We start from the raw sequence: 13008 nt of genomic DNA, 5'->3' as shown, positions 1-13008 counted from the left end.
CGCCCCCCTCTCCCCCCCACCCCCCCCCCCCGCCCCCCCCCCCCCCCCTCCCCCCCTCCCCCCCCCCCCCCCCCCCCCCCCCCCCCCCCCCCCCGCTCCGGTGGGCCGTTCGGTCGTCAGACGATGATCAGCGCGTCCAGCGGTGCGCCCGCGAGGGCTTCGGCGAGCCGCTCCCGTCCCGGCAGGAACGACAGCTCCATCAGCACGGCCACACCGGCGACCTCGGCGCCGGCCCGGCGGATCAGCGACAGCGAGGCGTGGGCGGTGCCGCCCGTGGCCAGGACGTCGTCGATGACCATGACCCGGTCGCCGGCCCGGAGGTCCTCGGCGTGGACCTCGATCTCGGCGGTGCCGTACTCCAGCTCGTACGCCTGGGCGAGGGTCGCCCCGGGCAGCTTGCCGGCCTTGCGGACCGGCACGAAGCCGATGCCCGCCTGGACGGCCACGGGGGCGGCGAGGATGAACCCGCGCGCCTCCAGGCCGACGATCTTCGTCGCGCCGTAGCTGGCGGCCAGCCCGGCGAGGGTGTCCGTCAGCGCGGCGAAGGCCGCCGGATCGGCCAGCAGCGGGGTGATGTCCTTGAACATCACGCCCGGCTTCGGGTAATCCGGCACGTCCTTGATGCGGCTGAGGAGCAGCTCGCGGACCTCGGGGGGCAGTGCGGTCATCGCCGGCGCCCCGCTGCCCGGCCCTGCGCCACGATCTGCGGCGTCTCCTCGGCGCCGTACGCCTCGTCGTCCACGGTCTCGCCCTTGGCGGCCGCGGCGGCCCGCTTGGCGAGGACCCGCTTGCGCAGGGCCTTCATCGCCGGCTCGCGCTCCTTGAGGTCCACGACCAGCGGGGTCGCGATGAAGATCGAGGAGTACGCACCGGCCGCGAGGCCGACGAACAGCGACAGCGAGATGTCGTTCAGCATGCCCGCGCCCAGGAAGCCGCCGCCGATGAACAGCAGGCCGGCGACCGGGAGCAGCGCCACGACCGTGGTGTTGATCGAACGGACCAGGGTGCCGTTGATGCTGCGGTTGGCGATCTCGCCGAAGGTGTAGCGGGTCTGCTTCGTGATGTCCTTCGAGCCCTCCTTCAGGCCGTCGAAGACGACGACCGTGTCGTAGAGGGAGTAGCCGAGGATCGTCAGCAGACCGATCACGGTGCCCGGGGTGACCTCGAAGCCGACCAGCGCGTACACGCCGACGGTGATGGTGAGGTCGTGGACCAGGGCGATCAGCGCGGCGACCGCCATGCGCCATTCGAAGGCGATCGCGAGGTAGATCACCACGAGGATCATGAAGATGCCGAGGCCGGTCCAGGCCTTGTTCGCGATCTGCTCACCCCAGCTGGGGCCGACCAGATCCGCGTTGATGTCCTGCTCCGGCATCTTCAGGCCGGCCGCCAGCTCCTTCTTGACGTCGTTGGCGGAGTTGGTGTCCAGGCTGGCGATCTGGATGCGCAGGGTGCCGTTGCCGAGCTTCTGGACGATCGCCGCGTGGCCGGAGGCCTCCTTGGCGATCTCCCGGGCCTTGACGTCCGAGACGGTCGTCTTGCTGGTCGTGAAGACGGCACCGCCCTTGAACTCGATGCCCATGTTGAGGCCCTGGACGGCCAGGCCCACGATCGCCGTGATGGTGATCAGGATCGAGACGCCGTACCAGATGAAGCGCTTGCCGACGAAGTCGTACCCGACCTCGCCGCGGTACAGCTTGGCGCCGAGATCTCCGAGCTTCGACATCTCACGCCTCCTTTGCTTCGACGGGGGCGGGGGCGGGGCGGCGGGAGCTCCGCAGCGGCGGGCGGGCGCCCAGGCGCTTCGGGTCCAGGCCGGACCACGGGTGTCCGCTGGAGAAGAACTTCGTACGGGCCATCAGCGTCATGATCGGCTTGGTGAAGAGGAACACCACGACCACGTCGAGCAGGGTGGTCAGGCCGAGGGTGAAGGCGAAGCCCTGCACCTTGCCGACGGTGACGATGAACAGCACCGCGGCGGCCAGGAACGACACGAAGTCGGAGACCAGGATGGTGCGCCGGGCGCGCGGCCAGGCCCGCTCGACCGCGGGGCGCAGGGTGCGGCCCTCGCGGATCTCGTCGCGGATGCGCTCGAAGTACACGATGAACGAGTCCGCGGTGATGCCGATCGCGACGATGGCACCGCACACGGCCGGCAGGTTCAGGGCGAAGCCGATGCCCTTGCCGAGCAGCGCCATGAGCGTGTACGTGAGGATCGCCGAGACCATGAGGCTGAGGATGGCGATGAACGACAGGCCCCGGTAGTACACGAGCAGGTAGATCACGACGAGCGCGAGGCCGATGGCGCCCGCGATCAGGCCGGCCTTGAGCTGCTCGCCGCCGAGGGCGGCGGTGACGGTGGTGACGCTGTCCTCGCTGAAGGAGAGCGGCAGGGCGCCGTACGAGAGCATGTTGCCCAGGTCCTGCGCGGACTGCTGGGTGAAGCCGCCGGAAATCTCGGCGTTGCCGCCGGTCAGGGCCTGGCTGACGGAGGGGTCGGAGATGACCTTGCCGTCGAGGACGATCGCGAACTGGTTCTGCGGGGCCTGCTTGGTGGCCAGCTCACCGGTGATCTTGGCGAACTTGTCGGCGCCCTTGTCGGTGAACTGCATCGTGACGATCCACTGGCCGCGCTGCGGGTCGATGACGCCCTTGGCTTCCTTCACGTCCGTACCGGCGACAGCGGCCGGGCCGAGGATCCACTTGCCCCAGGCGGTGCCGCGCTGGCCGCAGGCGAGCGTCGGCTCCTCGGGCTTGACGCCCTTGCCGGCGGCGGCGCGCTGCTGCTCGTTGGTGCAGTCCAGGGCGGCGAACCTGGCCTGGAGGTCGGCGGCCGCGTCCGTGCCCGACGGGGTCGGGGCGGGGGACGGGGCGGCCTTGTTGTCGTCTGCCTTCTTCGACTCGCTCGCCGAGGGCGAGGGAGTGGCCGTGGCGGCGGGGGCCTTGAGGGCCTCACTGACCGCGCGGCCCTGGGAAGTGGCGCTGGACGACGGGGTGGCCGCCGCACCGGGCTTGGCGCTGGACGACGGGGTGGCCGTCGCACCGGGCTTGGCGCTGCCCTCGGCCTTGGGGGCTCCGGAGGTGCTCGCGGACGGGCTCGGCGTGGCCGCGGGGGCGGCCGGGGCACCGTCGGCGAACGTCAGGACCGGGCGGAAGTAGAGCTGGGCGGTGGTGCCGACCTGCTCGCGGGCCTGCTGCTCGTTCACCCCCTTGGGGATGTTCACGATGATGTGGTCGCGGCCCTGGGTCTGGACCTCGGCCTCGGAGACGCCGAGACCGTTGACGCGGCGGTCGATGATGCCGACGGCCGTGTTCATGTTGGTCTCGTTGACCGCATCCGGCTTGCCCGGCTCGCTCTTCGCCTTGAGCGTGATGGTCGTACCGCCCGCGAGGTCGATGCCCAGGCGGGGGGTCGTCTGCTTCGAGAGGAACATGCCCGCGGTGAGCGCCACCATCGCGATCAGGATGACGGCCAGGGCGCGCCCCGGCCTCCCCTGAGCCCCCGTGGGCCGCCGGCCCTTCTTCGGTGCTGCCACCTTGTCGTATCTCCCTGTCCAACCGTCCGGGCGGCGCTTCGGTCAGCGCGCGGACGGCCACGAAAATGTGTGGTGGGGACCCCTGCCCCCCGCAGAAGAAGTATCACTGGCAGGGACCGCGCGGCCGCCGGTCGGGCGCCGTCGCGGTCCCCGCGCACGCGTTACTTCGCGCCGGCCTCGCCGTCGGCCTTGCCGTCCTTCGGCTCGTCGCCCCGGGGGGCGTCCTTCTTGCCGAGGTCGGGCTTGGGCTCGGTCTCGTCCTTGGTCAGGGAGGAGATGTCGTCGGGGACGACGGGCGTGTCGTCGTGGTCGGCCGGGTTCTCGGAGCCGTGCACGATGCGGTTGTACTCCGCGTCTTCCAGCACGGCGGCGACAGCCATCTTCGCGTAGATCGCGTGGACGCCGGGGGCCACCTCGAGGGTGACGGTGTCGTCACCGATCTCCTTGACCGTGGCGTACATGCCGCCGATGGTGCGGATACCGGTGCCGGGCGTCATCTGGTCGCGCATCTGCGCGGCCTGCTGCTGCTTCTTCTTCGCGGAGCGGGTCATCAGGAACATCGCCCCGATGAGCACGATGAACGGGAGGAGTGTCACGAGATTCACGGGACGGAGATCCTTCGCACGACCGCCGGGGAGACGGCCTTTTTTCTACGGGGGGTGGGCACACCGACCCGAAGGGTCGGCATCGGCGGAGTCTAGGCGAGTCCGCACCGATGGAACAACGCCCAGCATGGCACCGCAGTTCCCGGTCGGGCGAACCTCCGCACCGTCACACCCCGAACAGGCCCTGCTGGCCGCCGGATCCGCCGCCGCCCTGCTGCGGCGGGACGAGTCCCAGGTGGGCCCACGCCGCGGGGGTCGCGATCCGCCCCCGCGGGGTGCGGGCGAGCAGTCCCTCGCGGACGAGGAACGGCTCGGCGACCTCCTCCACGGTCTCGCGTTCCTCGCCGACGGCGACCGCGAGGGTGGACAGGCCGACGGGGCCGCCGCCGAACAGCTTGAGCAGCGCCTCCAGCACGGCCCGGTCGAGGCGGTCGAGGCCGCGCGCGTCCACCTCGTAGACCTGGAGGGCGGTGGCCGCCACCTCGCGGGTGATCACCCCGTCGGCGCGGACCTGGGCGTAGTCCCGTACGCGGCGCAGGAGGCGGTTGGCGATGCGCGGGGTGCCGCGGGAGCGGCCGGCGATCTCGGCGGCGCCGCCGGTGTCGATCTCCACGTCGAGGAGGCGGGCGGAGCGCTGGATGACGCGTTCCAGCTCCTCGGGGGCGTAGAACTCCATGTGGCCGGTGAAGCCGAAGCGGTCGCGCAGCGGCGGCGGCAGCAGGCCGGCCCGGGTGGTCGCGCCGACGAGCGTGAACGGGGGCAGTTCCAGCGGGATCGCGGTGGCGCCGGGGCCCTTGCCGACGATCACGTCGACGCGGAAGTCCTCCATGGCCATGTAGAGCATCTCCTCGGCGGGCCGGGACATGCGGTGGATCTCGTCGAGGAAGAGGACCTCGCCCTCCTGGAGGGAGGAGAGGATCGCGGCGAGGTCGCCGGCGTGCTGGATGGCGGGGCCGGAGGTGATCCGGATGGGTGCCCCCATCTCCGCGGCGATGATCATCGAGAGGGTGGTCTTGCCGAGACCGGGGGCGCCGGAGAGCAGGACGTGGTCGGCGGTGGCGCCGCGCTGCTTGGCGGCCTTGAGGACCAGGTCCAGCTGCTGGCGGACCTTCTCCTGGCCGACGAACTCGTCGAGGTCCTTGGGACGCAGGGCCGCCTCGACCGTGCTGTCCTCCCCGTCGGCGGCGGCGCCCACGAGGCGCTCGGGCGCTGCGCCGGGGGTCTCGGCTGCGGTCTCGTCGTCCCAGTTCACGGATGTGCCTTCTCGGTTCGGTGCGGGTGAGCGGGGGTCACGGGGCGGGGGGTCACGGGCGGGTGTCGGGCGTGGCGGGTGTCGGGCGTGGCGGTGCGGGCCGGCGCCGCCGCTCCTGCCTCAGCGTGCGCGGTTCAGGGTTTGCAGGGCCGCGCGCAGCAGCTGCGGGACGGGGGCCGATCCGCCGTCGGCGATCGCGGCCTCGGCCTGCGGGGTCACCGCCACGACGGCCTCCTCGGCCTCCCGGGCCTGGTAGCCGAGGCCGACGAGGGCGGCGTGCAGCTGCTCGGTCCAGGGTGCCGGTCCGGCGGCGACCGCGCCCCGCTGGGCCCCCACCAGGCCTTGCGTGCCCGCGGGAGCGCCCAGCTTGTCCTTGAGCTCCAGCAGGAGCTTCTCGGCGCTCTTCGGACCGACGCCGGGCACCGCGGTCAGCGCCTTCACGTTCTTCGTCGACACCGCGAGCCGCAAGGCCTCGGGACTGTGCACCGCGAGGATGTCCTGCGCCATCTTGGGGCCGACCCGGTTGGCGGTCATCAGGGCCTCGAAGACCTGTCGCTCGTCGTCGTCGGCGAAGCCGTACAGGGTGAGCGAGTCCTCGCGCACCACCAGGGAGGTGGCCAGGTGTGCCTCCTGCCCCACGCGCAGCTCGGCGAGGGTGCGCGGAGTGCAGCGCACGGCCATGCCCACGCCGCCGACCTGGATCACGGCGGTCGTCGGCGCCAGGGCGGCCACAGGGCCGGTGACGAAGGCGATCATGCGGTACGGCCTTTCTCGGTTCTCGGGTGCCGGGCCGCGGCGGGCGTCCGTCCCGGGGGCGGCGGCAGCGGGCCCGCGGCGCCGGAGCGTGCGGAGTGTGCGGCGACCGCCTGCTGGAGGCGGTTCTGGGCGGGGGCCCGCCAGATGTGGCAGATGGCGAGCGCGAGCGCGTCTGCGGCGTCGGCGGGCTTGGGCGGGGCGGAGAGCCGCAGCAGCCGGGTCACCATGGCGCCGACCTGGGCCTTGTCGGCCCGGCCGGTGCCGGTGACGGCGGCCTTGACCTCGCTCGGGGTGTGCAGGGCGACGGGTATGCCGCGGCGGGCGGCGCACAGCATGGCGACGGCGCTGGCCTGGGCGGTGCCCATGACCGTGCTGACGTTGTGCTGGCTGAAGACCCGCTCGACGGCGACGACCTCCGGCCGGTGCTCGTCCAGCCACTGCTCGATGCCCTGCTCGACGGCGACGAGCCGGTCGCCGAGCTCCGCCGCGACCGGGGTGCGGACGACGCCCACGCCGAGCATGGTCAGGGGACGGCCGGCCACGCCCTCCACCACGCCGACGCCGCAGCGTGTCAGCCCCGGGTCCACGCCCAGTACGCGCACCGCCCCGCCCCTCCTTGGATCGCCTGTGCGTGCAGGCTATCGGGTGGCACCGACAACGCAGCGGGCCGACGGGGTGTGTTCCCCGTCGGCCCGTCTCACCTGCTGTGGGCGGCGGACGCCGGTCAGGCGTCGACCTTCTCCATGACCTCGTCCGAGACGTCGAAGTTGGCGAAGACGTTCTGGACGTCGTCGCTGTCCTCGAGCGCGTCGATCAGCTTGAAGATCTTCCGCGCGCCCTCCTCGTCGAGCTCGACCTGCATGGTCGGGACGAAGCTGGAGTCCGCCGAGTCGTAGTCGATGCCCGCTTCCTGGAGCGCGGTGCGGACCGCGACCAGGTCGGTGGCCTCGCTGACGATCTCGAAGGTGTCGCCGTTGTCGTTGACCTCTTCGGCACCGGCCTCGAGCACCGCGCCGAGGACGTCGTCCTCGGTCAGCTCGCCCTTGGGCAGGATGATGACGCCCTTGCGGTTGAACAGGTACGAGACCGAGCCCGGGTCGGCCATCGAGCCGCCGTTGCGGGTCATGGCGACGCGCACGTCGGAGGCGGCACGGTTGCGGTTGTCGGTGAGGCACTCGATGAGCACCGCGACACCGTTGGGGCCGTAGCCTTCGTACATGATCGTCTCGTAGTCGGCGCCGCCCGCCTCGAGACCGCCGCCGCGCTTGACCGCGGAGTCGATGTTCTTGTTGGGGACCGACTGCTTCTTGGCCTTCTGGACGGCGTCGAACAGAGTGGGGTTGCCGTCGATGTCCGGGCCGCCCATCCGGGCCGCGACCTCGATGTTCTTGATCAGCTTCGCGAAGAGCTTGCCGCGCTTGGCATCGATCACGGCCTTCTTGTGCTTCGTCGTAGCCCATTTAGAGTGGCCGGACATCCGCCTGTCTCCTTCGCGTAACCAACATGGTGTTCGCCTCTGATCCTACCGGGAGCCGGTCACAGCCCCGCGCGCACCATGTCGACGAAGTAGGCGTGGACCCGGTCGTCGCCGGTCAGCTCCGGGTGGAAGGACGTGGCCAGGACCTTGCCCTGCCGGACGGCGACCGTGTGGCCGTCGTACGTGGCCAGGACCTCGGCCTCGGCGCCGACCGCCTCCACCCACGGGGCGCGGATGAAGACGCCCTCGACCGGGCCGCCCTCGATGCCGGCGAAGTCGATCGCCGCCTCAAAGGACTCGTTCTGGCGGCCGAAGGCGTTGCGGCGGACGATCATGTCGATGCCGCCGAGCGTCTCCTGGTCCTCGCGGCCGTCGAGCAGCTTGTCGGCGAGCATGATCATGCCGGCGCAGGTGCCGTACACGGGCATGCCGGCGCGGACGCGCTCGCGCAGCGGCTCCAGCATGCCGAACAGGACGGCGAGCTTCGACATGGTCGTGGACTCGCCGCCGGGGATGACGAGGGCGTCGACCTCGGCGAGCTCCTCGGGGCGCCGGACCGGCCTGGCCACGGCGTCCGCCGCGGCCAGGGCGATCAGGTGCTCCCGGACGTCGCCCTGGAGGGCCAGGACGCCGATGACGGGGGGGTTGTTCATCTTCGGTGGTGCCTTACCAGCCGCGGTTGGCGTAGCGCTCGGCCTCGGGCAGGGTGTCGCAGTTGATGCCCACCATGGCCTCGCCCAGGTTGCGGGACGCGTCCGCGATGATCTTCGGGTCGTCGTAGAAGGTGGTGGCCTTCACGATGGCGGCGGCACGCTTGGCCGGGTCGCCCGACTTGAAGATGCCGGAGCCGACGAAGACGCCCTCGGCGCCGAGCTGGCGCATCAGCGCGGCGTCGGCCGGGGTGGCGACACCGCCGGCGGAGAACAGCACGACCGGGAGCTTGCCGAGCTCGGCGACCTCCTTGACGAGCTCGTACGGGGCGCGCAGCTCCTTGGCGGCGGCGTACAGCTCGTTGTTGTCGAAGCCGCGCAGCTTGGCGATCTCGTTCTTGATCTGGCGCAGGTGGCGGACGGCCTCGACGACGTTGCCGGTGCCGGCCTCGCCCTTGGAGCGGATCATGGCCGCGCCCTCGGCGATGCGGCGCAGGGCCTCGCCGAGGTTGGTGGCACCGCAGACGAAGGGGGTGGTGAACGCCCACTTGTCGGAGTGGTTGACCTCGTCGGCCGGGGTCAGGACCTCGGACTCGTCGATGTAGTCGACGCCGAGGGACTGCAGTACCTGGGCCTCGACGAAGTGGCCGATGCGGGACTTGGCCATGACCGGGATGGAGACCGCGTCGATGATCTCCTCGATCATGTTCGGGTCCGACATGCGGGCCACGCCGCCGTCCTTGCGGATGTCCGCGGGGACCCGCTCCAGGGCCATGACGGCCACGGCGCCGGCGTCCTCGGCGATCTTCGCCTGCTCGGCGTTGACGACGTCCATGATCACGCCGCCCTTGAGCTGCTCGGCCATGCCGCGCTTGACGCGCGCGGTGCCGGTCTCGGGGGTCAGCGGGGTGGAGGAAAGCGTGCTCACGGGTGAACCTCACTCGAAGGAAGACGGTGCTGCGATGGTGCTCCGCAGAGCAAACCCTCCCCGATCAGTCCACCGCAAGGGCCAATGAGGAGCCGGTGGCTCCTTTCGACTTGGCCAATGGGTACAACTGCTACGGCCGGTCCGCGAGGTACGCCGGAGGCTCGTCGTCCATTTCGAAGGCGAGCGGGAACGGGGCGTGCCCGGCCAGCCTGAACCAGCGGACCTTGCGGTGCCGGCGCAGCGCCCGCGCCGCCCGTACGGCGTCGTTGTGGAAGCGGCGGGCCATCGGCACCCGGCGCACGGCCGCGGCGAGCTCCTCGGCGGCGGCCTCGCCGCCCGGGGCGGCCTTGAGCTCCTCCACCTGGGCGGCGTCGGCGAACACCGCGCGCAGCGCCTGGCTGAGCTCGCTCTCGGCGACCTCGCGGTGCTCCTCGTCCGCCTGGCGGGCGGCGTGCGCGGCCTCGTACAGCACGATCGAGGAGGCCGGGTCGAGCGCACCGGAGGTGGCCACCTCCAGCACCACCGAGGCCCGGCGGACGAGCTGCGCGTCCAGGGCGGCGCGGGCAGCGTCCATCCGCGTGTGGAGCCGGTCCAGGCGTCCGGCGGTCCAGCTGAGGTAGACCCCGACGACGGCGAGGACCAGGGCGGTCCAGACAAGGGTTTCGATCACGGCCCGCGACTCTACCGTCCGGCCCCGCCCGGGCCCCGCCCCGGCCCCGGGCCCGGCGGCCGGAGCCGGGGCGGCGGCCGGAGCGGGGGCGGCGGTCTTGGCGGGGGCGGGAGCGGAGGGCGCGGAGCCGGATCAGGCCGTCGGGTCGCGGGTCAGGCCGAGGCGGGTCCGCAGGGGGACGCGCTCGTCGGCGGCCACGGCCGACGCGCCGTCGGTCACGGTCTCGTAGACGGCCAGGATGTCCGCCCCGACGGTCGACCAGTCGAAGCGGCGCACGTGCGCGGAGCCGCGCGCGCTGAGCTCCGCCCGCCGCCCGGGGTCCCGCAGCAGCTTCACCGCGGCCGCGGCGAGGGCGTCGGCGTCCTCGTTCGCGAACAGCTCCCCCGCCGCGCCCTGGTCCAGGACCTGGGCGAACGCGTCCAGATCGGAGGCCAGTACGGCGGCCCCGGCCGACAGGGCCTCGACGAGGATGATGCCGAAGCTCTCGCCACCGGTGTTGGGGGCGACGTACACGTCCACGCTGCGCAGCAGCCGCGCCTTGTCCTCGTCCGAGACCATGCCGAGGAACTCCACGCGCGAGCGCAGCTCGGCGGGCAGGGAGGCCACGGCCTCCTCCTCGTCACCGCGGCCCGCGACGAGCAGCCGAACGCCGGGGCACTCCTCGGCGATCCGCGGGAACGCCGCCATCAGCACGGGCAGGCCCTTGCGCGGCTCGTCGATGCGCCCGATGAACCCGAGGGTCTGCCCGGCCCATTCGGCCTTCGGCTCGGCGGAGGCGAAGAAGTCCACGTCGACGCCGTTCGGGATCACGACGGCGTCCCCGCCCAGGTGCTCGACGAGGGTGCGCCGGGCGTACTCGCTCACCGCGATCCGCGCGCTGATCTTCTCCAGGGCCGGCTGGAGGATCGGGTACGCGGCGATCATCGCCCGCGACCGCGGGTTGGAGGTGTGGAAGGTGGCCACGATCGGCCCGCGGGCGGCCCAGCAGGACAGCAGCCCGAGCGAGGGCGAGGCGGGCTCGTGGATGTGGATGACGTCGAAGACGCCCTCGTGCAGCCACCGCCGCACCCGCGCCGCCGACAGGAATCCGAAGTTCAGCCGGGCCACCGACCCGTTGTAGGGGACGGGTACGGCCCGCCCGGCCGAGACCACGTACGGCGGGAGCGGGGTCTCGTCGTCGGCCGGAGCCAGCACGGACACCTCGTGGCCGAGGCGGATCAGGTGTTCGGCGAGGTCCCGGATGTGGAACTGCACGCCGCCGGGCACGTCCCACGAGTACGGGCAGACGATGCCGATCTTCACGAGGAGCGCTCCTCCAGGTCGTCCAGCCACAGCCGCTGGAGCATGTGCCAGTCCTGCGGGTGGTCGGCGATGCCCTGCGCGAAGGCGTCGGCCACCGCCTGGGTCATGGCCGCGGTCTTCTCGGTCCGGGTCCCCGTGTCGGGGACCTCCACCTCGGGGTGGATCCGGCCGGACATCCTGGGCGTGTCCCCGTAGAACAGGGTGACGGGCAGCAGGGCCGCGCCCGTCTGCTGCGCCAGCAGGGCCGGTCCGGCCGGCATCCGGGCGGTCGCGCCGAAGAAGTCCACCTCGACGCCGGACGCGGACAGGTCCCGGTCGGCGACGAGGCAGACGAGGCCGCCGGCGCGGAGCCGGCGGGCGAGGGTCCCGAAGGCGGCGCCGCCGCTGTGCGGGAGGACCTCCATGCCGAGGCTCTCGCGGTAGGCGACGAAGCGGTCGTACAGCGACTCGGGCTTCAGGCGTTCGGCGACGGTGGTGAAGGGGATGCCCAGGTGCCCGGTGACCCAGGCGCCGGCGAGGTCCCAGTTGGCCAGGTGGGGCAGGGCGGCGATGACCCCGCGGCCGGAGGCCACGGCCTCCTTGAGGAGGTGGTCGTCCTTGATGGACACGTCGGTGCCGAACCGTGCGGGGTCCATCGCCGGCAGCCGGAAGGACTCCATCCAGTACCGCATGTAGGAGCGCATGCCCGCCTGCGACAGCTCCCGGAGCCGCTCGGGCCCGGCATCGGGCACGACCCGGGCGAGGTTCGATTCCAGCCGCAGCACGCCCTTGCCGCGGCGCCGCCACGCGAAGTCGGCGATCCGGCGGCCGAGGGCCACCGCCGCGGGCTCGGGCAGCTTCTTCACGCCGGCCCAGCCGAGCCCGTAGAGCCCGTCGACCAGGCGGTCCTGTGCCGCGCCCATCAGGCCGCGCCCGGCTCGGACGAGGGGGCCGCGGCATCGGCCTCCGCCGCCTCCCGGCGTACGGTGACCACGCGCTGGACCAGGGTGACGAGCGAGCCGACCGCCACCACCCACAGCGCGACCGGCAGCAGCACCCCGAGCCACGAGGGCGCGCCGAAGGTCTGGAGTCCCGACAGCCCGGCCGCGACCAGCGAGACCACCAGCCGCTCGGCGCGCTCGACGAGCCCGTTGACCGCCACCGGCAGGCCGATCGACTCGCCGCGGGCCTTGGTGTACGAGACGACCTGGCCGCTGGCCAGGCAGAAGATCGCGACCGCGCACAGCACGTTGTCGTGGCCCAGGCCCGCGTACCAGAGCGCGAGGCCGCCGAAGATCGCCGCGTCGGCGACCCGGTCGAGCGTGGAGTCGAGGAAGGCGCCCCAGCGGCTGGAGACCCCGGCCTGGCGGGCCATGTTCCCGTCCACCAGGTCGGAGAACACGAAGAGCGTGATGGTGATCGTGCCCCAGAAGAACTCGCCCCGGGGGAAGAAGACCAGTGCTCCGGCCACCACACCGGCCGTGCCGATGAGCGTGACCGCGTCCGGGCTCACCCCCCGCCGGAGGAGAAAAGCGGCGAATGGCGTGAGAACACGCGTGAAGAACGCACGCGCGTACTTGTTCAGCATGGCCTTCCCGGAGGGTCGCTGGGCCGTACGGCCCCGTCGGCCACCGGCTGGCCCATCGTAGCCAGCGGCCCGGGGCGGCATACCCGCGCACCCACCGGTTCATGCCGGCAATCGGCGGGGCGCCCCCGGAGCCCGCAGCGCCCCGCCGCGCCCCGGCCGGAAACGTGGCCGGGAACGGTCCCGGCCACGCTCCCGCCATGCGGCGGACGGCGGCGCGTATTACATATGGACGCAGAGTGACGCCGGTGCAAAGCTCGAAGGACGC

At 72.3% G+C, this 13008-nt stretch carries 14 protein-coding genes; all 14 read right to left on the bottom strand.

The genetic code is table 11. From position 1 onward, the window contains the following. Positions 1-116 precede the first annotated feature (116 nt). The 14 genes from AC068A_RS06405 to pgsA all read right to left on the bottom strand — a co-directional run bounded on the left by AC068A_RS06405 (position 117) and on the right by pgsA (position 12824). Positions 117-668, bottom strand: coding sequence for an adenine phosphoribosyltransferase (locus tag AC068A_RS06405; RefSeq protein WP_478581465.1), 552 nt, complete (start codon positions 666-668; stop codon positions 117-119). Next, a complete protein-coding gene (secF, locus tag AC068A_RS06400) occupies positions 665-1726 on the bottom strand; it encodes a protein translocase subunit SecF (RefSeq protein WP_478581463.1) in 1062 nt (353 codons plus the stop codon). The genes AC068A_RS06405 and secF overlap by 4 nt, the downstream gene beginning before the upstream one ends. Before the next feature lies 1 nt (position 1727). Continuing rightward, positions 1728-3536, bottom strand: coding sequence for a protein translocase subunit SecD (secD, locus tag AC068A_RS06395; protein WP_478581462.1), 1809 nt, complete (start codon positions 3534-3536; stop codon positions 1728-1730). A gap of 161 nt (positions 3537-3697) precedes the next feature. Then, on the bottom strand, positions 3698-4141 hold the full coding sequence (gene yajC / locus AC068A_RS06390; protein WP_478581460.1) for a preprotein translocase subunit YajC: 444 nt from the start codon (positions 4139-4141) through the stop codon (positions 3698-3700). Between the two features lie 166 nt (positions 4142-4307). Further along, positions 4308-5393, bottom strand: coding sequence for a Holliday junction branch migration DNA helicase RuvB (ruvB, locus tag AC068A_RS06385; RefSeq protein ID WP_478581457.1), 1086 nt, complete (start codon positions 5391-5393; stop codon positions 4308-4310). Between the two features lie 120 nt (positions 5394-5513). After that, positions 5514-6149, bottom strand: a complete 636-nt coding sequence (ruvA, locus tag AC068A_RS06380; RefSeq protein ID WP_478581456.1) for a Holliday junction branch migration protein RuvA — start codon at positions 6147-6149, stop codon at positions 5514-5516. Beyond that, complete coding sequence (ruvC, locus tag AC068A_RS06375) at positions 6146-6751, bottom strand: crossover junction endodeoxyribonuclease RuvC (protein ID WP_478581454.1); 606 nt, start codon at positions 6749-6751, stop codon at positions 6146-6148. The genes ruvA and ruvC overlap by 4 nt, the downstream gene beginning before the upstream one ends. 122 nt (positions 6752-6873) lie before the next feature. Continuing rightward, a complete protein-coding gene (locus AC068A_RS06370; protein WP_478581451.1) occupies positions 6874-7626 on the bottom strand; it encodes a YebC/PmpR family DNA-binding transcriptional regulator in 753 nt (250 codons plus the stop codon). A 59-nt stretch (positions 7627-7685) separates the two neighbouring features. Continuing rightward, the gene (gene pdxT, locus AC068A_RS06365; protein ID WP_478581449.1) at positions 7686-8279 is read right to left on the bottom strand and encodes a pyridoxal 5'-phosphate synthase glutaminase subunit PdxT; all 594 of its coding nucleotides are present in this window, start codon (positions 8277-8279) and stop codon (positions 7686-7688) included. A gap of 13 nt (positions 8280-8292) precedes the next feature. Beyond that, complete coding sequence (pdxS, locus tag AC068A_RS06360) at positions 8293-9204, bottom strand: pyridoxal 5'-phosphate synthase lyase subunit PdxS (RefSeq protein WP_478581447.1); 912 nt, start codon at positions 9202-9204, stop codon at positions 8293-8295. A 130-nt stretch (positions 9205-9334) separates the two neighbouring features. Then, positions 9335-9874, bottom strand: coding sequence for a LemA family protein (locus AC068A_RS06355; RefSeq protein ID WP_478581444.1), 540 nt, complete (start codon positions 9872-9874; stop codon positions 9335-9337). A 132-nt stretch (positions 9875-10006) separates the two neighbouring features. Then, positions 10007-11176 carry a glycosyltransferase family 4 protein gene (locus AC068A_RS06350; RefSeq protein ID WP_478581442.1) on the bottom strand — a complete coding sequence of 390 codons (1170 nt, stop codon included), beginning with the start codon at positions 11174-11176 and terminating at the stop codon, positions 10007-10009. Then, complete coding sequence (locus tag AC068A_RS06345; protein WP_478581439.1) at positions 11173-12078, bottom strand: phosphatidylinositol mannoside acyltransferase; 906 nt, start codon at positions 12076-12078, stop codon at positions 11173-11175. Before AC068A_RS06345 ends, AC068A_RS06350 begins: the two co-directional genes overlap by 4 nt. After that, on the bottom strand, positions 12078-12824 hold the full coding sequence (gene pgsA / locus AC068A_RS06340) for a phosphatidylinositol phosphate synthase (RefSeq protein WP_478581438.1): 747 nt from the start codon (positions 12822-12824) through the stop codon (positions 12078-12080). Before pgsA ends, AC068A_RS06345 begins: the two co-directional genes overlap by 1 nt. Between the last annotated feature and the right edge of the window lie 184 nt (positions 12825-13008).

Source organism: Streptomyces sp. NPDC043854, from assembly GCF_056436005.1.
Note: the sequence above shows the minus strand (reverse complement) of the source record. Positions and strands in the feature narration are given on the sequence as shown.

Bases quoted from the DNA above. Each gene is read 5' to 3' on its own strand.
- AC068A_RS06345 (WP_478581439.1), bottom strand. From the start codon at position 12,078: ATGGGCGCGGCACAGGACCGCCTGGTCGACGGGCTCTACGGGCTCGGC.
- AC068A_RS06405 (WP_478581465.1), bottom strand. From the start codon at position 668: ATGACCGCACTGCCCCCCGAGGTCCGCGAGCTGCTCCTCAGCCGCATC.
- AC068A_RS06370 (WP_478581451.1), bottom strand. From the start codon at position 7,626: ATGTCCGGCCACTCTAAATGGGCTACGACGAAGCACAAGAAGGCCGTG.
- secF (WP_478581463.1), bottom strand. From the start codon at position 1,726: ATGTCGAAGCTCGGAGATCTCGGCGCCAAGCTGTACCGCGGCGAGGTC.
- pgsA (WP_478581438.1), bottom strand. From the start codon at position 12,824: ATGCCGCCCCGGGCCGCTGGCTACGATGGGCCAGCCGGTGGCCGACGG.
- ruvA (WP_478581456.1), bottom strand. From the start codon at position 6,149: ATGATCGCCTTCGTCACCGGCCCTGTGGCCGCCCTGGCGCCGACGACC.
- pdxT (WP_478581449.1), bottom strand. From the start codon at position 8,279: ATGAACAACCCCCCCGTCATCGGCGTCCTGGCCCTCCAGGGCGACGTC.